Consider the following 22,126-nt stretch of genomic DNA (forward strand, 5'->3'; position numbering starts at 1 on the left):
GGGGGCGGTGCCGGTGCCATGGTGTGGGCGGTCTGGTCTCTGTGCACTTGGCTCGGGCCCCGCACACTTTGCAGTGCCGGGGTGCCGTCGGACGGAGAGTCCGACGGCACCCTCGCGCGTTCGCCCCGGCCGTTGTCAGGCCATAGCCGTAGCCGTAGTCGCAGTCACGGTCGCGGTCACGCCCAGGCCGGTGCCGCGCCCGGCCCGGCGGCCGTCGGCGCTCCCGCCGCCGAGCCGTCGGCCGCCGAACCGTCGGCCCCGGCCTCGCGCTCCTCGGCGGCCCGCAGCGCACCGCTCGCCAGCAGGTACTGCGCCAGGAGGTACGTCGCCATGATCCAGAAATCGTGCCCCGGCAGCTCCCGCCACTTCGCCAGCTTGGTGGCGATCAGCGTGTCCGAGAGCAGGAACAGCGCCCCGCCCAGCCCGCCCCGCGCCCCGAGCCCGGCCGAGGCGACCGCCGTCGAGGCCAGCAGCAGGCTGTAGCCGGCCACCGGTGCCCGCAGGTCCCCGAGGTCGGGCCAGAGCCGGCCCACCATCGTCACCCAGGCCGTCGCGTACGCCGCCGCGACCACCATCGTCCGCCGCCGGTCGGTCAGCGCGCCCTGGCCGACGAACATCGTCACGTAACAGACGTGCGCCGCCGCGAACGATCCCATTCCGGCCAGGAACGCGGTGTCGTTGCCGAGCTGGAGCAGCACGTCCCCGCCCGCGCTCAGCAGCAGCGCCGGCGCGAGCAGCTTCGGCGCGCGCCGGCCCGCCTCGGTGGCCCGGGTGACGCTGTGCGCGGCGAGCAGTGGCATCAGCGCGGGCTTGGTGGCGTGGCGCAGCGCGGGCGTACCGGTCAGCAGCGCCCCCAGGTGGGCCGCCGAGGTGGTGGCGTAGCCGGTGAGCAGGCCGCCGGCGGAGCGCAGCCGGCCGCCGATAACAGCGCGGGTGGTCGTACGGATGCTCATGCGGCGGTGTCCTCCGGGCAAAGGCGGGCGGGGCGGGCAATGCGGGAGCGGGCAGTGGGGGAGCGGCCAGGGGAGCGGACGCGCCCGTGCCGGGCACCATCCTGCCGGGCACCTCGGGCGACCGGCAGGGGCCTGGAAGAGATTGTTACCGGTGCGTAGGTCCGGCCGCGCAACCGGGGTGACATGTCGCCCGTCGGCTGTCCGTCCGGCCGCCGGCGGTCCTCCCGTCGCGGCCCGGCCGCCGTTCGGCCACCGTTCGGCCGGATGTCGCCGGGAGCCGGGCGGCTGCCAGCGAGGGCCGCGCCCACCGTCTAGTCTGGTCCCCGACATGGAGCAGCAGGAGTACGCGACCGGCGCCGCGCGGACGGCCGGTGGCACGTCGGACGGGCGCACGGGCGGGGCGGGGCGGGGCACCACCACCGCCGTCGTCGTCGTACGCGGATCCGGCCCCGGCCATCGGGTCGCCCCCGGCACCGGAGCTGACGCCCCGAAGGGCGCCGCGCCGGTCCACGGCTCCGGCTCCCCCTCCACCGCCGGGCTCTCGCCCGACCCCGGGCTGCTGCGGCTCGCGCGCTGGTTCGCCGAGGCCGAGCCCGGCACCGCCGACGACCTCTGCGCCGCCTCCCTCGGCCTCTACCCGGCCCGCCACTTCGGGGCCCCGGCCGGCCCCGCCGCCGCACCGGCCACCGGCCCCGCCACTGCCGGACCGGGGGCCGCCGACCCGTCCGCCGCCGCGCCGCTCACCACCGAGGTCAGCTGGTGGCACGGCCCCACCGCGCACACCCCCGCGCCGCTGCGCGCCCGCGAACCGCGCCCGGCCGGCGGCCTGCGCCGCGCCCGCCGGGACGCCGCCGCGCTGCCCGTCGTCCTCTCAGGCGCCAAGCCGGGCAAGCCCGGCCGCCACCGCAAGCCCGAACGCTCCCGGGTCACCGCCACCGTCCCGCAGGATCGTTCCGCCGCGACCACCGCCGCCGAACGCCGGATCGCCGCCCGGCTGCTCCTCGCCCACCCGCTGGTGACCGCCTCCGGGCCGCACGCCGACGGCTTCCCGCTGATCCGCCGTCACCGCGACTGGCTCGCCGAGCGTTTCGACACCCTGCTCGGCTACCGCCTGGTGGTCGGCCCCTGGCACGCCCGTCTGCACAAGGCCGGACTCGGCCCCGGCGCCACCCGTCGCCTCGAACACCCCGTCACCGGCGCGCCGTTCACCCCCGGCGGCTACGCGCAGCTCGCCCTCGCGCTGGCCCTGCTGGTCGACGCCCCCGAGCGGCTCCCGCTGGACGGCCTGCTCGCCGCGATGGACGCCGTCGGCCCCGGCCCGGCGGCGCGGCCGGCGGACCGGGCCGAGCTCGCGATGGCACTCGCCGTGCTCGCCGACTGGCAGGTGCTCACCGACCTCCCGGCCGCCGCCCTCGCCGACCCGGCCGCCGCCGGTCCCACCGTGCTGACGGTCGACCGGGAACTCGCCCGCGCCGTCCCGGTCGGCCCGCCCGCGCTCGCCGACGACGCCACCGACCTCATCCGCCGCGCCGCCGAGGCCGAGCCGGGCACCGCCGTCCGCCGCCGCCTCGCCGAGACCCCGGCCGTGCTCGCCGCCGACCTGCCCGAGGACCAGCGCGCCTGGCTGCGCGACCACGGCCGCACCGGCCCGGCCGCGCTCGCCGACTTCCTCGGCCTGGAGGCGGAGCAGCGGGCCGAGGGCGTCGCCCTGCTCGACCCGGCGGAGGAGCTCACCGACCTCGCCCTGCCCGGTGCCGACACGGCCGCCCAGGCGGCCCTGCTGCTGGTCGAACGCCTGGTCGAGGAGGTGCGGCCGCTCCCGGGCGAGACCGCCGGCACCGATGTGCCGGTCCCCGACGCGCTGATAGACGGTGTGCTCGGCGACATCGCCGACGAGTACGGCCTGCCGGCCGGCTGGCGCCGCGACTACCTCGCTGACCGCACCGCGCTGCGCCGCGACGCGCTGGACCTGCTCCACCGGATGGGTCTGATCACCCCCGCCCCGCGCGGCACCCGCCCCCCGGGCTGGCTCCTCCGGGCCCCCGCCGCCCGCTATGCGCCGGCCCCCGACCTCCTCCCCGTCCCCGGCACCGGCCGCCACTCCCGGCCCGATCCCGGGCCCACGATCCCCGCCCCCGCCATTTCCCGGGCCGGCCAACCGGTCTGACCTCACCGGTCCCCGGTCTGGGGCGGACATGGGGAAGCCCGCGCCGCAGCGGGGCGGGCGGGTGGTGGCGGACCGTGGTGCGAATGTGCGCCGGTGTTGCGGTGCGGGTGTGCACTGGTGTCGGTGTGCCGTGGTGCGGTGTGCCGTGGGACAGGTGTGCGGTGGGGCTACTTCCGGACGGTCGCCGTGGCGGTGGCGACGGTGCCGTCCTGGACGGTCTCGAGGGTGGCGCCGACGCCGAGTATGCCCAGGGCGACGGAAGCGAGGACGGCGGAGCCGGCCAGGACGCGGCGGTGGCGCTTGGGCATGGGGAAGCGCGGGTCCTGGGAGGCCGCCGGAGGGATGGCGTTCATGCCAGGGAGATTCCCAGGGTGGTGTTAACGGTCGCTACGTGCGGGTGAAGTCCGGATGGGTGGCGGGCGTCGGCTTGGGCGACAGCTGCAACGCCGCAGGTCACGCCAGGGCCCCGGGGCGGGCGGCGACCCGCCCCGGGGACGGCCGGTTCACCCGGTCGGGGGACGCCGGTTCCCGTGTCGGGCGTCCGCCATGGCCTCGCCGACGGCCACCCGGACGGCGTCCCGCAGGCCGTGCGCGGGATGGAAGCGGGAAGGTCCGGCGGCGGGGTCGGTGCGCAGCTCCTTCACCAGCGCGACGCACAGCAGCAGCATCACCCCGACGAACGGCAGCGCGACCAGGATGGTGGCGTTCTGCAGCGCGGTGAGCCCGCCGGCCAGCAGCAGCGCGGCCGCGACCCCGCCCATCAGCACGCCCCACACCACCACCAGCCAGGTGCGCGGGTGGAGCGAGCCGCGGCTGGAGAGCGAGCCGAGGACGAGCGAGGCGGAGTCGGCGCTGGTGATGAAGAAGGTCATCACCAGCAGCACCGCGATCACGCTGGTCACCGTGCCGCCGGGGAGCGAGCGCAGCATTTCGAAGAGCGAGGCCTCGGCGCCCTTGGGGATGGTCTCGACGAGGTCGGCGGCGCCGGTGCTGTCGAGGCGGATCGCGGTGCCGCCCATGACGCAGAACCAGATCACGGTGGCCCCGCTGGGCACCAGCAGGACGCCGATCAGGAACTGCCGCACGGTGCGCCCGCGCGAGATGCGGGCGATGAAGGTGCCGACGAAGGGGGCCCAGGACAGCCACCAGGCCCAGTAGAAGATGGTCCAGCTGCCGAGCCAGTCCTCGTCCGTGAAGGCACCGGTCTGGGTGGACATCGCGAGCAGGTCGGAGAGGTAGCCGCCGACGGTGGAGGGGATGGCGTCCAGGACGAAGACGGTCGGGCCGACCACGAAGACGAAGAGCATGATCAGCGAGGCCAGCACCACGTTGGCGGTGGAGAGCCACTTCACGCCCTTGTGCACGCCGGAGAAGGCGGAGAGGACGAAGGCGGCGCTCAGCGAGGCGATGATCACCAGCTGGGTGCGCTCGGTGTTGCCGACGTCGGAGATGTAGCCGAGGCCGTCGGCCACCTGGAGGGCGCCGAGGCCGAGGCTGGTGGCCGAGCCGAAGACGGTCGCGAAGACGGCGAGCAGGTCGATCGCCCGGCCCGGCCAGCCGTCGGCGCCGCGCTCGCCGATCAGGGGCACGAAGGCGGCGGAGATCCGGTTGCCCCGCCCCTTGCGGAAGGTGGTGTAGGCGAGCGCGAGGCCACCGATCGCGTAGATCGCCCACGGGTGCAGGGTCCAGTGGAAGAGGGAGAACTCCAGCGCCTGCTGGGCGGCGGCCGGGGACTGCGGTTCGAGTCCGGAGCCGGGCTGGGGTGCGGCGAAGAGCTGGAGCGGTTCGCCGACGCCGTAGAACATCAGGCCGATGCCCATGCCCGCGCTGAACATCATGGCCACCCAGGCGAGGGTGGAGAACTCCGGTTCGTCGTCGTCCCGGCCGAGCCGGATCCGTCCGAAGCGGCTGAACGCGAGCAGCACGGTGAGGGCGAGGAAGATGTCGGCGGCGACGACGAAGAGCCAGCCGAAGTTGTGCAGGACCCAGTCGAGGGCGGTGCTGGAGGTCCGGCCGAGGGAGTCCTCGGCGAAGATGCCCCAGGCGACGACCCCGAGCACCGCGACCGCGCCGATCCCGAAGACCACCCGGTCGACGGGGAGGGTGGCGGCGGGTTCGTCCGGCGGCCCGGCGGGCTGACTGGTCATGGGGTACCTCTCGCGGCGTACTGGCGGGCCGACGGCATGCGTCGGCGACATGATCTAAAAGGGATACATGTCGTACTATGTCCAGTCCCCGTCGGGAGAGTCGGGACGGCGCGCCGGGCGGCACGGACCTGAGGGGCCGTCAGCGGGCTCGGGCCGCCCGAGGGCGCGGGCGCGACGGGGCGCAGCCCGGCCGGACCTGCCCGGACCTGCCCGGACCCGTCCTGCCCGGCCCGCGTCGGGCCCGGTCTCAGGCCGTGGACGTCACCTCGTACGAGGCCGGGCGGGGCGCCTCGTACGGGGTCAGCACCAGCCGCACCACGTCCTCCAGCCGCCGCCGGGCGTCGCCCAGCGTGGTGCGGCCGGTCACCCAGGCGGTCAGCTCGCCCTGCCAGGCATGGCCGACGATGTGCCGCACCAGGTCGCTGGCCGCGGCCGGCACCTCGTCGGCCATCACCGCCTGGAGCGCCGTGCTGTCGGCCCGGGCCATGCCCTGGAGGGCCTCGCTGGCGAAGGGGTCGGTGGAGGCGGCGACGGCCACCCGCAGCCGGGCCAGCTCGGGCTGCCGCTGGTAGGCGCGCATGCCGCCGCGGACGAACCGCGCCACCCGGTCCGTGGCGCCCAGGCCGGCGCGCGGTCCGCGCAGCTCCGCCACCAGGTCGGCCAGCAGCAGCCGGTGCCAGTCGGCGATCGCCGCCGCCAGTAGGTGGTCCTTGGAGGAGAAGTAGCGGTACGCCGTCCCCAGGGCGACTCCGGACCGCTCGCAGACCTGCTTCATCTGCAGCCGCTCGACGCCGATCTCGTTCACCAGGGCGAGCGCCGCCGCGATCAGGCTTTCGCGGCGTTCGAGCTGACGCGGAGACATCGCCTCCACCGGCCGTGGTGACAGGTCAACCTTGGTCACCCGCACCATGATACGGGCCGGGGGCGCTCAGGAATATGACGCCGACCGGCCGCCCGCCGTTCGCCCCTCGGTCACCGGGTGCGGGCGGGGCGGTGAACGGCCGGCGGCCGGCGGCGGTGGCGGGGCCGGCCGGGCGGACCGAGTGGGCGGACCGGGTGGTCAGCGGGGTGCGACGAGGCGTTCGCGGATCAGCGCCTCCTGGACGGCGGAGGCCACCAGTCGGCCCCCTCGGTCGTAGAACTCGCCCAGGGCCAGCCCCCGGCCGTCCGAGGAGGACGGGCTGCGCTGGGCGAACAGCAGCCACTCGTCGGCCCGGAACGGCCGGTGGAACCACATCGCGTGGTCCAGCGAGGCCATCACCAGCCGGGGCGGCTCGGTGCGCTGGAAGAAGTTCGGCTGGACGTGCAGCCCGGCGGTGGAGGCCAGGGTGAGGTCCGAGAGGTAGGTGAGGGCGCAGACGTGCAGCAGCGGGTCGTCGGCGGGCAGCGGGGAGCCGGCGCGCAGCCAGACGAACTGCTGCGTCATGCCGGGCACGGCCGGCGGCACGCCCGGCGCGTCCGGCGGGACGAAGCGCAGCTCCAGGGCGCCGAAGCCGCTGGCGGCCAGCGCCCTCCGGGCCTCCTCGTCCCAGAGCGAGAAGGCGTCCGGCAGCTCCTCGGGGCCGGGCAGCGTGGGGATCTCGCGGTGCCGGTCGGCGGCCGGCTCGGGGCGCTTGAAGGACGCGGAGAGGGTGAAGACGGTCTCTCCCCGCTGGACCGCCGTCACCCGCCGGGTGGCGTAGGAGGTGCCCTGGCGGACCCGGTCGACCCGGTACTCGATCGGGCGGCCCGGGTCGCCGGGCATCAGGAAGTAGCCGTGCAGCGAGTGCACCGAGCGGTCCGCCCCGATCGTCCGCCCGGCCGCCACCAGGGCCTGCGCGGCGACCTGGCCGCCGAACGCGCGCATCGGCGCGCCGGCGTGGCAGCGGCCGCGGAACGTGTTCTCGTCGAGGGCCTCGATCCGCAGCAGCTCGGCGAACGGTCCGACCGTGTCGATCGCCCGTCTGTCCTGTTCGGTCAGCTCTGTCACAGGCCCATAGTGGCAGACCGGGGCGCCCCGCCGATGTGACGTGGGTAACCCGTCCGGCGAACACTCTTGCTAGAACGTGTTCCATTACCTGGATTGCGGCGGAGGGCGGCCGAGGGTCCGGCGGGCGGCGGCGGAGGCCGGGGCGGCCGATTGTCAGTGCCCTGACCTAGCGTTACGGGCATGTCGCAATCCGCACACGCGTACGCCTATCTGCGCCCGTCCGCCGTCCTCGACGGCGCGGCCGGCCGGAGCCTCGCCCTGGAGACGTCCGGCGGCGCCACCCCGCTGGGGGACGCCGCCCACCCGCGGTTCTTCGCGGGTTTCCTGGCCGAGCCGGCCCCGGCCGCCGCCGCGCTGCTCGCCGTGGCCGACGTCGCCGCCGCCCGTTACTACCAGCCGCAGCTGCGCGCCTCGCTCGACCCGGTGGTCACCGCCAACGGCGACCGGCTCCGGTTCGAGTCGTTCTCCGGCTGCTGCGGCGTCTACGCCCGCCTGGACGTGCTCGCCGCCGGCCTGGACGGCGACGCGATCGGCCACGGCACCACCAATGTCGACGTCAACAATCCGTTGCGAGAAGCACTCACCCGGATCGCTCCGGCCGAGCCGCTGCACCTCGCCGTCGGCCCGGACGCCCTGGAGGTCACCACCTTCGACGGACCGGTCGTCGAGAAGAAGGTCCCGCTGCCCGAGCGCTGGCTGCGCGGCTTCGCCGAGACCCAGGTGACCGCCGCCGGCTTCGACCTGCGGGCCGAGCTGCCGGCCGCCGAGGCGGTCCGCTTCCTCCGCTCGCTGCCCCGCGGCGGCCGGGCCGGGGCCAGGACGGTCCAGTGGGTGGTCCTGGCCGGGCGGACGCTGCGGCCGACCACCAGGCCGGTGGCCGGCGCGGTCTGCCTGCCGGGGCCGGAGCGGCTGGCCGCCCTGCAGCGGGTGCTGCGGCACGCCCGGGCGCTGCGGATCTACGGCCCGCCGGTCGTCGGCGACGGCCCGACGGCCTCCGCGTGGGAGGTCGAGCTGCCCGGGATGCGGCTCACCCTCACCCTCTCGCCGGACGCCTCCCGGGGGTTCAGCGGCGAGGGCGGCGTCCTCGGGGCGCTGGCCGGCGACGCCGCCGAGCCGGACGCCGACCTGGTCGCGGCGCTGCTCGCCTGGGAGCCGAGGATCGAGGTCGCCGAACTCGCCGAGCAGGCCGGCCTCACCCCGGCCCGGGTGCGGGCCGCGCTCGCCCGGCTCGGCACCGCCGGGCAGATCGGCTACGACGTGGCCGAGGCCGCGTACTTCCACCGCCGGCTCCCGTACGACGCGGGGCGGGCGGAATCGGCCAACCCACGGTTGAAGGCCGCCCGCGCGCTGGTCGCCGCCGGCGCCGTCCGGCTGGAGGAGGGCGGCGCGACGGCCGTCGTCACGGTGGACGACCACATCCAGCGGGTGCGGACGGAGGCGGCAGGGGCCGTCGGCTGCACCTGCCTCTGGTGGGCGAAGTACCGGGGCGGGCGCGGGCCGTGCAAGCACGTGCTGGCGGTCGGCATGGTCCGCGAGGCGCGGGCCCAGGACAGCGGACACCAGGAGGGGGCGCGATGAGTACGGCGGGCACGGGGACGATGACGGGTACGGGTACCACTACGGGCACGGGGACCACTACGGGCACGGGGACCGTTGCGGGCACGGGCACGGGCACGGGGACGACGGGTGCGCCGGCCACGACGGGCGCCGAGGGCGCGGCCGACGCCGTGGAGGCGCTGCTGACGGCGGTCCGCGAGGGCCGGGCGAGCCTGCTGCCCGGGCTGCTCGCCGCGCTCGGTCCCGCCGAGCGGCGCTCCTGCGTCCCGGTGCTCAAGGAACTGCGCGAGGCGAACCGCGGCGAGTGGTCGAAGCCGGCCAACCGGCGGATGGAGGCATTGCTGGTGGCCGGTGCCGGCTGCCACCCCGGCCCGGCTGGTGCGGCGGCCTGGATCGGCGCCCGGGACTTCGACGGCCGTTCCTGGGCCCGCCACCCCGCCCTGGCCGCCGTCGTCGAGGCGCAGCCGGAGGAGTGGCAGACCGAGGTGGCGGGCCGGCTCGCAGCCAAGCGCGGCTCCGGCTTCAACTGGGACCTCTTCCCGCTGATCGAGCGGGTGGTGCGGCGCACCGGCTGCGCGGTGCCGGCCTCCGACGAGTTCGTCGCCGAGTGGCTGCGCTCGGGGGCCGGGCGGGAGGACGGCCGGCGCGGCAGCGCCACCACCCTGCTGGAGCGGCTGCGGGTGGACACCTTCACCCCGGTCCTGCTGCCCCGGGTGTTCGAGCTGGACGACGTCGCCTGGTCACTGGACACCGCCGGCGGCACCACGCCCGGGGACAGCTGGCCGGAGGCGATCGCCGGGCTGGCCGAGGACGGCCCGGTCGGGCGCGCGGAGCTGATCGACCTCTGCCTGGGCCGGCTGGTGCGCGGCGGCAGGACCGCCGACCAGCGGGCGTTCCTGGCCGTCCTGGCCGCGCTCGCGCCCACACCGCAGGAGTACACGGCCCGGGTCCGCGACCTGATGGCACTGCTCGACGGGCTCGCGGCGGTCGCCGGGCACGCCCAGCAGGTGCTCGCCGGGCTGGACGAGGCCGGGCTGGTCGAGCCGGAGGTGGTCGCCGAGGCCTCGGCGGTGGTGCTGTTCCGGGCCGAGAAGAAGCTGGTGCGCGCCCAGCTCGCCTGGCTGGAGCAGGCCGCGAGGAGCGCTCCGGAGCGATCCGGGCCGGTCGCGCTCGCCGCCGCCGAGGCCTTCGGCCACCCCGACAGCGCCCTCCAGGAGCGGGCGCTCAACCTGGTCGCCCGCCGTTTGAAGGCCGCCGGCGAGGCGGTCCTGCCGGAGCTGCGCCTCGCCGCCGAGGCGCTCGACCCCGTCCACCACCCCAGGGCCGGGGTGCTGTTCGGCGCCGTCCTCGGTGGCTCGGGGGAGGACGACACCGCCTGGGACGAACTGCTGCCGCCGGTCCCCGAGCCCGCCCCGCTCGGCGAGCCGCTCGCCACCCCGGCGGAGGTCGCCGAGGAGCTGGCCGCGCTGCTGGCCGCCGCCCGGCCCGGCGTCGCCCTGTTCGAACGGGTCCTGGACGGCCTGGTCCGGCACGCCCACCGCGACCGCCCGGCGCTGGCCGGGGCACTGGAGCCGGTCCTGCGGGCCCACCCCTGGCAGGACGTCGGCCGGTGGCAGGACTGCGGCCCGGCCGACGCGCTCTACCTCGCGGCCGTGGCCGCCGGCCAGGTGGACCCGCACCGGCCCGGTCACGTCTTCCGGAAGAAGGGCCGGCACCCGCTGCGCGGCGAGCACAACACCGTGTACGGCACGGTGCTGGCCGCCCGGATCGCCGAGGCGGCCGAGCGGGTCGCCACCGATCCGCTGCCGCTGCTGCTCGCCACGCCGACCGACGCCACCGGCGCGATCGCCGCGGCCGCCCTGGTCGGGCGGATCGCCGGCTACGAGGCCGCGGGCACGGCGGCCGCTCCGGCCGACCTGAACGCCGCGCTGCTGAGGGTCGCCCCGACGGCGGACCCGGAGGTGCTGGCCGCCGCCGACCGGCTGGCCTCGCCCACCGGGCGGTGGCTGGCGGCGTGGCTGCGCGGGGGCGGTCTGCCGGGCCAGCCCTCGGAGCGGGTGCTGTTCGCCCCGGCCCCGGCGTCACTGGGCCCGCTGCGGTACTGGGACCGCTGGTGGGAGGACCTCAAGCGGCTCGCGGTCGCCCAGCCCGGCAGCGCCGGACCGGCCGGTCCCGCGGGCGAGCGGCTGGGACCGGACTTCCGGGCGCTGCTGGCGGGCACCGAGCCCGGCGTGGCCCGGGTCCGCGAGCGCGAGGAGTGGCTCTGGGAGCCCACCGAGCACTGGGCCGCGATGCTTCCGCACCACCGGGAGGAGCTGGCGGCCCGCTGGCTGGACCGGTTCGCCGACTGCGCCGACCGGGATCGGCGCGGCGCCGCCCGGATGCTGGTCGTGCTCGCCGAGGCCGGCGGCCCGGCCGGTCCGGCCCTGCACCTGGCGCTGGCCTACTGCCTCGGTGCCCGGTTCCCCGAGGACCGCACCGCCGCCGTGGACGCGCTGCTGGTGCTGGCCGCCCGGGGCGACCTGGACGCCGCGCTGCTCGGCCGCGAACTGGGCGAGCTCGTCACGCTCGGGACGGTGAAGCCCAACCGGCTCGCGCACGCGCTGGGCACCGCCGCCGACACCGGGGCCTACGCCACCGTCTGGTCGGTGCTGGCCCCCGCCCTGCCCGCGCTGCTCGGCGGCGAGGCCCCGCGGGGCACCGGCGATGTGCTCGCGGTCGCGACCGCCGCCGCCCGCCGCTCGGGCGCCCGCGGCCCGGTCGCGGAGGTGACCGCCACCGCGGCCCGCCCCGGGGCCGCCCGTCTGGTGAAGGAGGCCCGAGCGCTGCGCGACGTCCTGGCGGGCACCTGAGCCCGGCGGCCCGGCCCCGGCCCCGGCCCGTCCCTCCCGGCGGGGCGGGGCCGGGCCGCCGGACTCGGGCGCCGCGCGGTTCGGCCGGGGGCCGACCGGCGCGCCGCCCGGCCGGACGTTGATGCCGAGGGACAGCTGCGGAGACACCACCAAGGGCCCCACCTGGTCACCGGCTCGTGGAACAGCGCCGGCGCACCGGTGCTCCCGGCCGTGCTATTTTTTGTGAGCAATCGTTCAACTACGGAGGCCGGGATGGGGCGCAGACAACTCTGGGACCGGGACGAGGTGCTGGCCTCGGCCATGCGGCTGTTCCGCCACCGGGGGTACGCCGGCGCCTCACTGCGGGACATCGAGGAGGCCACCGGGGTGCACCCGGGAAGCCTGTACCGGACCTTCCGGAGCAAGGACGGCCTGTTCCACGCCGCCCTCGCCGCCTACAACGAGCGGGTGGTGCGGGACCGGGTCCGGATCCACCTGCTGGAGGCGGCGGATCCCCTGGCCGGCATCCGCTCGTTCTTCACCTCGGCGATCGAGACCGGCACCGAGCCCGACCCGGGTTGCCTGCTCACCAACACCGCCGTCGAGTCCTTCACCCTCCCGCAGGCTGCCGCCGGGGTGCACCACGGCCTGGCAGTGATCGAAAGCGGCTTCGCCGACGTGCTGACCCGTGCCCGGCACCGCGGCGACACACCGCCGGACCTCGACGTCAGGGCCACGGCCGCCCACCTGCTCGCGCTGTACCAGGGCCTGCTGGTCCTCGTCCGGGCCGGCCTGCCCCGCACCACGCTGCACAGCGTCACCGACGGCGCGATGGCGTCGATCGGCTCCCTGAGGACCTCACGAAAGCAGGACGACCATGAGTGACACCCAGCGGCTCTGGACCGACTACGCCGCCTGCTGGTCGGCCGACCCCGCCGACCGGACCGCCGCCCTCGGCGCGGTCGCGGTGGACGAGGTCGCCTACCGCGACCCCGGGACCGAGGTCGGCAACCTGACCGAACTCGCCGCCTACATGGCCGGCTTCGCCGGAGCCTTCCCCGGCCACCGGTTCCGCATCGACGAGGTACTGGAGCACCACGACCGCTCCCTCGCCCGCTGGACCCAGCTCGACGCACAGGGCCGGACCGCGTCGACCGGCATCAGCAGCGCCCGCCACGACGAGGACGGCCGCCTCGCCGACATCACCGGCTTCTTCCTCCCGGCCTGAGCCGGTCGCAGAACGCGGGCCAGAGGCCCGGACGACCTGCCGGCCCAGCCGATCGCCCGTCGCGGGCGCCGCTTGGCGGGGCGGATGAACGAGAACGCGGAGTGCGGTCGCGAGAGAGTTCACGCGCCCGGTCGCCACAGACCGAGCGCGAACCCTCGCACCGGCTCCCCGGCTGCGCCCTGGAACCAGTCATCTAGGGTGGGCGGGACCGCCCCCGCACCCGTCCGGAGCATCCGTGCTGCACCTGCGTCTGATCGTCCCCGTCGACCTGCGCGATCCTGTGCTCGGCTGTCTGGACGACTGTGTGGGGGTGACCCATGTGGTCCTGCTCCCCGACGCCGCCGTCCGCCCGGCGGGGGACGTGGTGCTGTGCGACGTCGCCCGGGAGTCGGCGGACGAGGTGCTGGCGGCCCTGCGCGCGACCGGTCTGCCCGAGCGCGGGGCGATCGACGTGGAGGAGGTCGGGCTGACGCTCTCGGCGGCCGCCGACGAGGCCGAGCGACTCGCCCCCGGCGAGGGCGCGGACGCGCTGGTGTGGGAGGCGGTCTCCGAGATCACCCACGAGGAGTCCACCCTCACCGGGGTCTACCTCGCCTTTCTCACCGTGGCGACGATGCTGGCGGCCTGCGGGGCGGTGCTGGACAGCGCGATCCTGGTGGTCGGCGCGATGGCGGTGGGACCGGAGTTCGGGCCGCTGGCCGGGTTCTGCGTCGCGTTGGTGCAGCGCCGGGCGCGGCCCGCGCTGCGTTCGCTGAACGCCCTGGTGGCGGGCTTCGCGGTGGCGATGGCGCTGACCGTTCTCTTCACGCTGCTGCTGGACGGCCTGGGCCTGTTCACCCTGGAGAAGTTCGACGCGGTACGGCCCAACACCTCGTTCATCTGGCAGCCGGACGCGACCTCGTTCGTGGTGGCCTTCCTGGCGGGCATCGCCGGCCTGCTCTCGCTGACCTCGTCCAAGGCCGGGATGCTGGTCGGTGTGGCGATCTCGGTGACCACCGTGCCGGCCGCCGCCAACGCGGCGGTGGCGCTCGGGTACGGCGACTTCCGGCAGTTCTGGGGCTCCAGCGCGCAACTGCTGCTCAACATGGCCGGGATCGTCCTGGCCGGAGTGCTCACCCTGCTGGTGCAGCAGGGTGCCTGGCGGTGGATCCGCCGCCAGGCCCGCGAGGGGCGCACCCCCGCCTGAGGCCGGCCGCTGGGCGGTGCGGTGTGGTGTGGAGTGGTGCGGGCGGGCTCAGACCGGGACGCCGTCGTCCTCGGCCGTCACCTTGGGACGCGCCCCGGAGGTACCGGCGGTACTCGTCGCACCGGCGGCACCGGGAGCCTGTGTGCCCGTGCCCGCTCCCGTGCCCGGCCCGGCCACCGTGTCCGCCGACCCGTCCGGGACCACCAGCGGTGTGCCGTCCCCGGGCGGCGCGGCCACCGCCCGCCACCAGCGCCGCAGCGCGGGCGGGTCGACCGGTTCGAAGGGCTTGCCGGGTCGCGGCACCACCAGCCGGGCGCCCTGCGTCCGCGCGGCGGCCACCACCCGCTCCGCGGGCTCGTCCCACGGGTGCGGGGCGAGGTTGAAGGTGCACCAGTGGATCGGCAGCAGCACCTCGCCGCCGAGGTCGAGGTGCGCCCGGACGCCCTCCTCGGGGGTCATGTGCACCTCCGGCCAGAAGTCGCTGTAGGCGCCGACCTGCACCATCGTCGCGTCGAACGGGCCCAGCCGGCGGCCGATCTCGGCGAAGCCGGCGAAGTACCCGGTGTCCCCGCTGTGGAACACGGTGCGCCCGCCGCCCGCCACCACCCAGGACGCCCACAGGAACAGCGGGCTGGTGCGCGGGCCGCGGCTGCAGTAGTGCCGGGCGGGGGTGGCGGTCAGCGTCAGTCCGGCCACCTCCGCCGACTCCCACCAGTCGAGCTCGACGATCCGCTCGGCCGGCACGCCCCAGTACTCCAGGTGCGCCCCGACCCCGAGCGGCACGGCGAAGGTCGCGCCGGTGCCGATCAGCGCCCGGACGGTCCCCATGTCGAGGTGGTCGTAGTGGTCGTGCGAGACGACCACGACGTCCACCCCGTCGAGTTCGGAGAGCGGCAGCGGCACCGGGTGGAGCCGTTTGGGGCCGGTCCAGGCGAAGGGGGAGCAGCGTTCGCCCCAGACCGGGTCGAACAGCACCCGGCGGCCGCCGATCTCGGCGAGCACGGTGGCGTGGCCGAGCCAGGTGAGCCGCAGGCCCGAGGCGGGCGGTTCGGCGAGGTCGACCGGGAGCAGCCGGTGCAGCGGCACGGCGGCGGACGGGACCCGCCGGACACGGTCGGCCGCCAGCTGGGCGCGGGTGATCTCCAGCGGGCTGCGCTCGTAGACCAGGCGGCGGGTCGGTACCGGGTTGCGGAAGGCGCCGTCGGCGAACTGCGGGGAGCGGTGGATCCGGGCCAGCCGTTCGCCCCGCGGCTCGGCGCCGAAGGCGTCCGTCCGGACCCGGTGCCAGGCCGCCCGGGGCAGCGCGGCCAGGCTGGACAGCCCGGCCCGGCCGGGGGGCGCGGTGAGGGCCGAGGACAGGCCGGGGACGCGGGAGTACCACGGGGCGGCTGGGCGGGGCACGGCACCTCCAAGGACGGCGACGGTTACCTGGCATGCCGGGGCGCGCACCGTCGGCGGGGGCACCGCTTCGGTACGACAGCCATCTCGTCGGAGGTTACTCGTGCTCGGCCCTCCGGACCCGGCGAGCGGCGGCCGCCGTCCGCCGACCAGGGGCCTTCCCCGCTGATCAGGAGTAGAAACGGGTGATCGTCTCGGCGACGCAGTGCGGCTTGGCGCTCTCCGCGCTGGTGATGGTGAACCGGACCACGGCCTGCACCCCGCCGGACACCTCGGTGGCCGAGACGAGTTCGGCGGTGGCCCGGATCGCCGTTCCGACCGGTACCGGGGCGGGGAAGCGGACCTTCTCCGAGCCGTAGTTCAGCGCCATCCGGACGCCCTCGACGCCGTAGCACTCCTTGGCCAGCACCGGGATCATCGACATCGTGAGGTAGCCGTGCGCGATGGTCGAGCCGAACCGGCTCTCCTTCGCCCGCTCCGGGTCGACGTGGATCCACTGGTGGTCGCCGGTGGCCTCGGCGAACAGGTCGATCCGCGCCTGGTCGACGGTGTGCCACTGGCTGGTCCCCAGCTCGGTGCCGACGGCGGCGGTCAGCTCGGCGAGGGAGGGGAAGATCGTCACGGAGCGCTCCTGAGGGCGGGCGGTGCGACAGCGGTCGCGGTGCGGTGGTGCGAACTCCGCAGAGTATGCCTACTCGCCGGTCACCTGTCAGGGGTCCGCCGGAAGCGCCCGCCCGGGGCACCCAGGCACTTCCGGGCAGCCGGAAACACCGGACCGGTGCCCGGGGCGTGCCGGTGCCTGGGGCCTCCGGCCGTCTCAGGCGTGCGGCACGGGGTGGCCGGATGCGGACAGCCGACGGCCGCTGATCAGTTCGGGTACCACCGCGACGAACATCGGGTCGGTCTCGTCGGTCCAGGGCCGCAGCCCCGAGCGCAGCGCGCGCAGGATCTGCTCCGGGTCGCGCAGGATGTCCGCCCGGCCGTGGACCAGCACGTTCCAGCCGCTCCGGGTGAGCGGGTCCAGCCGGTCGGCCTGGAAGGCGACGACGGTGCCGTCGAGCCCGCGCGCGGTAGCACTGTCCCGGCGCACGGCGAGCAGCAGGCGCCCGTCCGGGACGACCTCGAAGGAGACCGGCAGCACGGCCGGGAGCGCGTGTTCGGTGTACACCACGCGTCCGACGGGCACGGTGCTGAGCAGTCGAAGGCAAGCCTCGGCGCCGAGTTCCTCCGGTTCGTCGCCCAGTTCGTCATCACGGTCCATGGGTCCGATCGTCCCTCCGCAGGGCGCGGGCGGACAGGGCCCATGGTCCCTGAACGGGCAGGGCTTTGGGGCCGTCGTCCGGACGCGTACGGGGCACGGACGGAGCGCGGACGGGGCGCGGACGGGGCGCGGACGGCGGGTGGACGGCGGGTGGACGGAGCGCGGACGACGGCCGGTCGGACCACGGGCGGGCCCGGACCCCCGCCGAGAAGGCGGCGCCCGGAGGCCCGACGCCGACGGCGCGGGGCGATAGCCTGCCTGGCGGTGGCACCGGGGCGTACCGGGTGTGCCGCGGGGCCCGGAGCGGGCGGCGGAGCGGTTCGGCGGCCTCGGGTGACCGGGGCCGGGCAGGAGGGGGCGGTGCGGGTGGCAAGCGGGATCGATCTCGTGGTGATCGGCGCGGACGGCGGGCCGGACCGCGCCTTCGGCGGTTCGTCCCGGGCGGCCGAGGGCGCCCGGGACCTGGCCGAGGTGCTGCCGGGGATGTGCTTCGACGCCGGCGCGGCCGACAGTAGGGTCACCGTGGTGGAGCCGGGCGCGGACGCCAACGCCATGCTCACCGCCGTCCGGGAGGCGGCCGCCCGCCCGGGCCGGTGGCTGCTGGTCTGCCTGGTGGGCCAGTTGGTGGCCGACCCGCGAGGCCGCCGGCTCGCCCTGGTCACCGCGGGCTCCACCGCCGACAACGCCTACCGGCGCGGGCTGGCCTGGGACTGGGTGGTCAGCGCGATGGTGCACGGCGACCAGGAGGAGGCGCTGCTGCTGGTCGACGCGGTGGTCGACAAGGACACCTGGGCGGCGCTGGAGCGCGGCGGCGGCGACGACGGCGCCGGCGAACTGCTCAGCTACCCGCGGGTACCGCTCTGGGGCCGGATCGGCCGGCACGCGCCCGCCCGCTACACCCCGGGCAGACGCGGCCGGGAGGCCGTCCTCCCGGGCGGCCCCGGGTCGTTCAGCCGGTCGCTCACCACCGTGCTCCGGCAGGGAGTCCCGGGAGCGCCCGCCGCCGTCGGTCCGCACGACCTCCAGCCGGCCGTCGGCGCGCTGCTCGACGGCGGCGCCCCGCACGAGGGGGACGGAGCCGGCGCGCCCCCGCGGCAGGGCGAGGCGCCGGGTGTGCGCCTGCTCGTACCGCCGGAGGGCGGGCGCCTGCTGATGCGCAATCGGGCCGCGATTCGGGGCGCATTGGCCGGATTGTCGCTTTCCGAAGAACTGTTGGCTCTTCTGTGGCGGGAAAGTGCCCCGACGGATCCTCCTTCCGCGTAAGGTCAGGAGGCCCCAGGTGTTGCCGTGAAGGCTCGGTTTGGCGAAGAATCGATGCTCGCGAGGCAACACCGGCGGGACTGCGGAATTCTTCTGGCGGCCCCGGACCACACCCGGGGCCGGCTGCGACGAGGTGGGGCGATGCGGCAGCGCGGAATTGTGTTGCGCCCTGGGGCGGTTGGGGTCGGTGGGGTGATTCTGGCGTTGCTGCTGAGCAGCTGTTCCAGCAGCGGGGCCGGGGGGTCCGCCGATCGGCTGGGGGCGAACGCGCCCACGGTTGCGGGGGTGACTCCGGTAACTCCTTCGGGTGGTTCGGCAAACGTCGGGAACGCGCCGACCGACGGGGTCGAGGGCGCCGCCGCACGCGATGCGGTGAGGGCCTATCAGGACTGGTGGACTGCCCAGGCCGAGGCCTACGGGCAGCCGGACTCCGACGGTTCGAACTTCGGCACCTTCGCGTCCGGACAGGTGCTGACCGACGCGCTGGTCAACCTCAAGCAACTGCACGAAGCCAAAATGGTGATGACGGGTGGTCCGAGGAATTCACCGGTGGTGAAGTCCGTCGACATCACGGCCGATCCGAACACCGCCGTGATCGAGGACTGCCTGGACGTGTCCGGGTGGCACCAGGCGGATGCCACGAACCACGCGGTGACGGACCCGCCCGACCGGCTCACCCGGTATGTGGCGACCGTTTCGCTACGACAGTTCCGAACGCGTTGGCTGATCCACGAGTTCAAGCGGGAGGTGGGACGCACATGCTGAAACCGGTACGGCGATTGGTGATCGGCGCGCCGCTGTTCGCCGGCTTACTGATGGCCCCGACGGGCACCGCCGCGGCGGACTCCACCCCCACCGGGGGTGCCACCCGCTGCCATGTGAACGTGGTCTGCGCCGGGACGAGCGAGACCGCCACCAAGCCGCCCAAGGGCGGTGGCGGTGGTGGGGGCGGCGGGACCGGCGGTGGACCGCAGGTGTGCAGTTACAACGGCCGGGAGTACGCCTGCAGCGACCCGGACAAGGGCTGGTTCAGTGCCGCGGCCGGCTGCTACTACCGGGCCCCCAACCCGCAGCCCCCGGCGGACGATCCGGTTTGGAAGGGCCACACACCGGACGAGGGCAAGATCTACAACGCGACCTGCATCGACGGCGACGGCAATATCGGCGCAGGCCAGGTCGAGTTCTTCGCCCAGCCGCCCGCCGGCCCGCCGCCGGACAACCCGGTCGAGCTGGCCCGCAGCGCGGCGGAGGAGATCGTCTTCCCGGACCCCGTGCCCGGCATCGCCCCCGAGGGCACCTCGGTGGTGGGCGTACCGGTCTGGTTCTGGCTCGCCAACTCGCAGCCCCCGGCGACGAAGACCGCCCGCGGCAACGTCATCTCGGTCACCGTCACCCCCCGGTTGAAGAGCCTGGAGTGGAGCCTGGGCGACCAGTTGGACCCGAAGAAGGAGACGGTCAAGACGTGCGTGGGCGCCGGTACCCCGTACGAGCCGAAGTACGGCGCCACCCCGTCCCCGACCTGCGGCCACGTCTTCACCACCGGCTCCGGCACCCGTAAGGCGGGCCTCTTCTACGGCACCCTCACCGTCCACTGGGTCGGCGAGGTCACCATCACCGGCGGCACCCAGACGGTTCCCCCGATCGACCTGGAGACCAGCGTGCGGCTCCAGTTCCCGGTGGCCGAGGTGCAGGTCCTCAACTAGCAGGTCCTCAACCAGGCGGCAGAGCGCCGCCGCAAGCACAGCACCGACCGACGAACGACGCGAGGAAGGCCGAAGCCCGGTGGAGAACCGTACCTTTGCCGCACCCGGCTCCGGCACATCCGCCACGGCGACCGCGAGCAGCACCGCGCCCGCGCCCGTGGCCGTGCCGGAGCAGGGCCGTGGCGCCCCGCGCACCCCCGGGCGGGCGCTCGGCGCCCGGCGCAGGCGGCCCGCCGTGCTGGCCATGGCGGTGGCCCTGATAGCCGCCGGCGGGCTGGGCGGCGCGGTGCTCTACAACAGCACCGGCCAGCGGATCACCGTGCTGGCGCTGGCCCGTGACGTGCCGTGGGGGCAGACGCTGACCGAGGGCGACCTGGTGACCGTCCGGATCGCGAGCGACCCGGCGCTCAAGCCGCTGGACGCCGCCGACCGGACCAGGGCGATCGGCATGCGGGCCACCACGGACCTCCACCGGGGCGGGCTGCTCACCAAGTCGGACCTCGCGCAGTCGCTGGTCCTGAACCCGGGTCAGCTGCTGGTGGGTGTCGCGGCCCGGCGCACCCAGCTGCCGGCCACCCGGCTCCAGCCGGGCCTGCCCGTGATCGTGGTGTACACCTCGGACGGGGCGCGGTCCGAGACGCTCGCCGCCACCGTCTACAACGCCGGCCGGGTGGACGCCGACGGCAGCCAGGTGTTCGACGTCGTCGTCAACGAGGCGGACGCCGCCCGGCTGGCGGGGTGGGTGGCCACCGGGCGGATCCAGGTGGTGCTGGCTCCGCGCCCCTCCGCCGCCTCGCCCGGCGCGACCGTCCCGGGCACGCCGGCGCCCGGCGCCACGGGCACCCCGGCCGCCGGAGCGCCGACGAGCGGCGCGGCGGCCCCGGCGGCCCCGGCGGCCCCGGCCGCCGCCTCGGGCGCGCCCGCCGGAGCGCCGGCCACTGGAGCCCCGGCCGCCGGACGCCCCGCGGCCTCGGGCGCGCCGACCGGGGCGGGTGGGAACTGAGATGGCCGTGATCGCGGTCGTCGGTGCCCCGGGGGCACCCGGCGCCACCACGACGGCGCTGGCGCTGCTGCTGGCCTGGCCGCTGCAGCCCGGCCGCCGCATCCTGCTGGTCGAGTGCGACCCGGACGGCGGCGCCGTCCTGGCCGGCGCCCTGGAGGGCCGGGTCGAGGCGGTCTACGGACTGCGCAACCTTGCCGTCGCCGACCGGCGGGGGCTCCTCTCCCAGGCCCTCTGGGAGCAGCTGATCGACCTCTCCCCGGCCGGCAACGCCGAACGCCTTCTGCTGCCCGGCCTGACCGACCCGACCCAGGCGCCCGGCCTCGCCTATACCTGGGAGCCGCTGATGGAGGTGCTGCACGGGCTGGAGCCGCAGGGCTACGACGTCATCCTCGACCTCGGCCGCTCCGGCGCCACCGGCGCCAGCGCGGTGCTGGCCCGCCGGGCCGACGTGGTGGCGGCGGCCGTGCGGACCACCCTGCGCGGGCTGAGCGCGGCCCGGCCCCGGCTGGCCACGCTGGCCGAGGACCTCGCCTCGGCCGGTACCGGAGCCGACGCGCTGGGCCTGCTGCTGATCGCGGAGGGGCCGTACTCGGGGGCCGAGGTGTCCAAGGAGTTCGGGCTGCCCGTGCTGGGCGTGCTGCCGCACGCGCGGCGCACCGCGCAGGTGCTGTCGGACGGCGGGGACGTCACCGACCGGCGGTTCGTCCGCTCGGAGCTGATGCGCACGGCGCGGTCGGCGGCGGACGAGATCCAGTTGACGGTCCGCCGGCGGCGCCAGCGGCTCGCCCCGGTGGCGGCGGGACCCGCGCAGCTCGAGCCGGGGACGGGCGCCGGGCCGGCGGCGGACGCTGTCGGGCTGACGGCGGTGCCCGTCGCCGGGACGGCCGCACCGGCCGGGCCCCAGCAGCCCGACGCGGCCGGGTACGGGTACGCCAGGCCCGCAGCAGCGGCGGCCTCGGCCCCGCAGCCCGCGCCGACGTACCAGCAGCCCTACCAACAGCCGTACCAGCAGGCGTACGGGCAGCAGGTGTACGCGCAACAGCCGCACGAACAACAGCCGTACGAGCAGCAGCCGTACGGACCGGTGTCGCCCGTGATCACCACCGGCCCGGTGGCGCCGCTCGCCGGGCTCGCGCCGCAGCCGGCCGCCCCCGCGCCGTTCCCGGGACACGGGCAGGTCGGCCGACCGTTCGAGGACCGGGCCTACCCCGGCAGCCCGTACCCCGGCAGCCCGTACCCCGGCAGCCCGTACCCCGGTGCCCCCCACTCCGCCAGTCCCCACCCCGGCGGCCCGTACCCGGGAGTCCAGCCGTACCCGGAGCCCGGGCCGTCCGCCCCCGCTCCCGAGGTCCGGGACCAGCCCGTCGACGGGGAGGTGCTCCGTGCGCGGTAGTCCGCTGCACCAGCAGCCCGCGACCGACCCGGCCGCGCTGCCCTGGTCGACGCCACTGCCCGGCCCGGTC

The 22,126-nt window shown here is 75.9% G+C and carries 19 protein-coding genes; 11 read left to right on the top strand and 8 right to left on the bottom strand.

The genetic code is table 11. From position 1 onward, the window contains the following. Positions 1–176: 176 nt before the first annotated feature. Complete coding sequence (locus SM793_RS01240) at positions 177–953, bottom strand: lysoplasmalogenase (RefSeq protein WP_320436077.1); 777 nt, start codon at positions 951–953, stop codon at positions 177–179. Between the two features lie 328 nt (positions 954–1,281). Here SM793_RS01240 and SM793_RS01245 point away from each other — a divergent pair, with 328 nt between their 5' ends. Continuing rightward, entirely contained in the window at positions 1,282–3,120 is a 1,839-nt protein-coding gene (locus tag SM793_RS01245; RefSeq protein WP_320436078.1) for a DUF2398 family protein, read from the top strand. A 167-nt stretch (positions 3,121–3,287) separates the two neighbouring features. On the opposite strand, the gene SM793_RS01250 is transcribed toward SM793_RS01245, so the two are convergent. The 4 genes from SM793_RS01250 to SM793_RS01265 form a co-directional block, all read right to left on the bottom strand. Then, complete coding sequence (locus tag SM793_RS01250; RefSeq protein WP_320436079.1) at positions 3,288–3,473, bottom strand: hypothetical protein; 186 nt, start codon at positions 3,471–3,473, stop codon at positions 3,288–3,290. Positions 3,474–3,623: 150 nt separating this feature from the next. Next, positions 3,624–5,267 carry a BCCT family transporter gene (locus SM793_RS01255; protein ID WP_320436080.1) on the bottom strand — a complete coding sequence of 548 codons (1,644 nt, stop codon included), beginning with the start codon at positions 5,265–5,267 and terminating at the stop codon, positions 3,624–3,626. A 247-nt stretch (positions 5,268–5,514) separates the two neighbouring features. Beyond that, positions 5,515–6,168: a TetR/AcrR family transcriptional regulator gene (locus tag SM793_RS01260; RefSeq protein WP_320436081.1), complete on the bottom strand. Its 654-nt coding sequence runs from the start codon at positions 6,166–6,168 to the stop codon at positions 5,515–5,517. A 159-nt stretch (positions 6,169–6,327) separates the two neighbouring features. Continuing rightward, on the bottom strand, positions 6,328–7,236 hold the full coding sequence (locus SM793_RS01265) for an acyl-CoA thioesterase (RefSeq protein ID WP_320436082.1): 909 nt from the start codon (positions 7,234–7,236) through the stop codon (positions 6,328–6,330). 180 nt (positions 7,237–7,416) lie between these two features. Between SM793_RS01265 and SM793_RS01270 the strand changes: the two genes are divergently transcribed. From SM793_RS01270 to SM793_RS01290, 5 genes are all read left to right on the top strand, one after another. Then, positions 7,417–8,814 (top strand): SWIM zinc finger family protein, encoded by a 1,398-nt coding sequence (locus SM793_RS01270; protein ID WP_320436083.1) that lies wholly within the window; start codon positions 7,417–7,419, stop codon positions 8,812–8,814. Further along, positions 8,811–11,645, top strand: coding sequence for a DUF6493 family protein (locus SM793_RS01275; RefSeq protein WP_320436084.1), 2,835 nt, complete (start codon positions 8,811–8,813; stop codon positions 11,643–11,645). The genes SM793_RS01270 and SM793_RS01275 overlap by 4 nt, the downstream gene beginning before the upstream one ends. A 252-nt stretch (positions 11,646–11,897) precedes the next feature. Beyond that, a complete protein-coding gene (locus SM793_RS01280; protein WP_320436085.1) occupies positions 11,898–12,509 on the top strand; it encodes a TetR/AcrR family transcriptional regulator in 612 nt (203 codons plus the stop codon). Beyond that, complete coding sequence (locus SM793_RS01285) at positions 12,502–12,852, top strand: nuclear transport factor 2 family protein (RefSeq protein ID WP_320436086.1); 351 nt, start codon at positions 12,502–12,504, stop codon at positions 12,850–12,852. Before SM793_RS01280 ends, SM793_RS01285 begins: the two co-directional genes overlap by 8 nt. A gap of 235 nt (positions 12,853–13,087) precedes the next feature. Next, entirely contained in the window at positions 13,088–14,038 is a 951-nt protein-coding gene (locus SM793_RS01290; protein WP_320436087.1) for a DUF389 domain-containing protein, read from the top strand. 48 nt (positions 14,039–14,086) lie between these two features. Here the strand turns inward: SM793_RS01290 and SM793_RS01295 are convergent, their stop codons facing one another. The 3 genes from SM793_RS01295 to SM793_RS01305 all read right to left on the bottom strand — a co-directional run bounded on the left by SM793_RS01295 (position 14,087) and on the right by SM793_RS01305 (position 16,697). Further along, a complete protein-coding gene (locus SM793_RS01295; RefSeq protein WP_320436238.1) occupies positions 14,087–15,349 on the bottom strand; it encodes an MBL fold metallo-hydrolase in 1,263 nt (420 codons plus the stop codon). 256 nt (positions 15,350–15,605) lie between these two features. After that, positions 15,606–16,058, bottom strand: a complete 453-nt coding sequence (locus SM793_RS01300) for a MaoC family dehydratase (protein ID WP_320436088.1) — start codon at positions 16,056–16,058, stop codon at positions 15,606–15,608. A 195-nt stretch (positions 16,059–16,253) separates the two neighbouring features. Further along, complete coding sequence (locus SM793_RS01305) at positions 16,254–16,697, bottom strand: pyridoxamine 5'-phosphate oxidase family protein (protein WP_320436089.1); 444 nt, start codon at positions 16,695–16,697, stop codon at positions 16,254–16,256. A gap of 360 nt (positions 16,698–17,057) precedes the next feature. Between SM793_RS01305 and SM793_RS01310 the strand changes: the two genes are divergently transcribed. The 5 genes from SM793_RS01310 (at position 17,058) to SM793_RS01330 (ending at position 22,056) form a co-directional block, all read left to right on the top strand. Next, entirely contained in the window at positions 17,058–17,960 is a 903-nt protein-coding gene (locus SM793_RS01310; RefSeq protein ID WP_320436090.1) for a hypothetical protein, read from the top strand. 189 nt (positions 17,961–18,149) lie between these two features. After that, positions 18,150–18,722, top strand: a complete 573-nt coding sequence (locus SM793_RS01315) for a hypothetical protein (protein ID WP_320436091.1) — start codon at positions 18,150–18,152, stop codon at positions 18,720–18,722. Beyond that, a complete protein-coding gene (locus tag SM793_RS01320; protein ID WP_320436092.1) occupies positions 18,716–19,660 on the top strand; it encodes a hypothetical protein in 945 nt (314 codons plus the stop codon). The genes SM793_RS01315 and SM793_RS01320 overlap by 7 nt, the downstream gene beginning before the upstream one ends. Positions 19,661–19,739: 79 nt before the next feature. Next, on the top strand, positions 19,740–20,663 hold the full coding sequence (locus tag SM793_RS01325; RefSeq protein ID WP_320436093.1) for an SAF domain-containing protein: 924 nt from the start codon (positions 19,740–19,742) through the stop codon (positions 20,661–20,663). A gap of 1 nt (position 20,664) precedes the next feature. Continuing rightward, entirely contained in the window at positions 20,665–22,056 is a 1,392-nt protein-coding gene (locus SM793_RS01330) for a hypothetical protein (protein ID WP_320436094.1), read from the top strand. Positions 22,057–22,126: the final 70 nt, after the last annotated feature.

This window comes from Kitasatospora purpeofusca, assembly GCF_034043715.1.
In the GTDB taxonomy this organism is placed as follows: Bacteria; Actinomycetota; Actinomycetes; order Streptomycetales; family Streptomycetaceae; genus Kitasatospora; species Kitasatospora purpeofusca_A.

Bases quoted from the DNA above. Each gene is read 5' to 3' on its own strand.
- SM793_RS01275 (WP_320436084.1), top strand. From the start codon at position 8,811: ATGAGTACGGCGGGCACGGGGACGATGACGGGTACGGGTACCACTACG.
- SM793_RS01305 (WP_320436089.1), bottom strand. From the start codon at position 16,697: ATGGACCGTGATGACGAACTGGGCGACGAACCGGAGGAACTCGGCGCC.
- SM793_RS01330 (WP_320436094.1), top strand. From the start codon at position 20,665: ATGGCCGTGATCGCGGTCGTCGGTGCCCCGGGGGCACCCGGCGCCACC.
- SM793_RS01270 (WP_320436083.1), top strand. From the start codon at position 7,417: ATGTCGCAATCCGCACACGCGTACGCCTATCTGCGCCCGTCCGCCGTC.
- SM793_RS01240 (WP_320436077.1), bottom strand. From the start codon at position 953: ATGAGCATCCGTACGACCACCCGCGCTGTTATCGGCGGCCGGCTGCGC.
- SM793_RS01245 (WP_320436078.1), top strand. From the start codon at position 1,282: ATGGAGCAGCAGGAGTACGCGACCGGCGCCGCGCGGACGGCCGGTGGC.
- SM793_RS01280 (WP_320436085.1), top strand. From the start codon at position 11,898: ATGGGGCGCAGACAACTCTGGGACCGGGACGAGGTGCTGGCCTCGGCC.
- SM793_RS01320 (WP_320436092.1), top strand. From the start codon at position 18,716: ATGCTGAAACCGGTACGGCGATTGGTGATCGGCGCGCCGCTGTTCGCC.
- SM793_RS01285 (WP_320436086.1), top strand. From the start codon at position 12,502: ATGAGTGACACCCAGCGGCTCTGGACCGACTACGCCGCCTGCTGGTCG.
- SM793_RS01255 (WP_320436080.1), bottom strand. From the start codon at position 5,267: ATGACCAGTCAGCCCGCCGGGCCGCCGGACGAACCCGCCGCCACCCTC.
- SM793_RS01250 (WP_320436079.1), bottom strand. From the start codon at position 3,473: ATGAACGCCATCCCTCCGGCGGCCTCCCAGGACCCGCGCTTCCCCATG.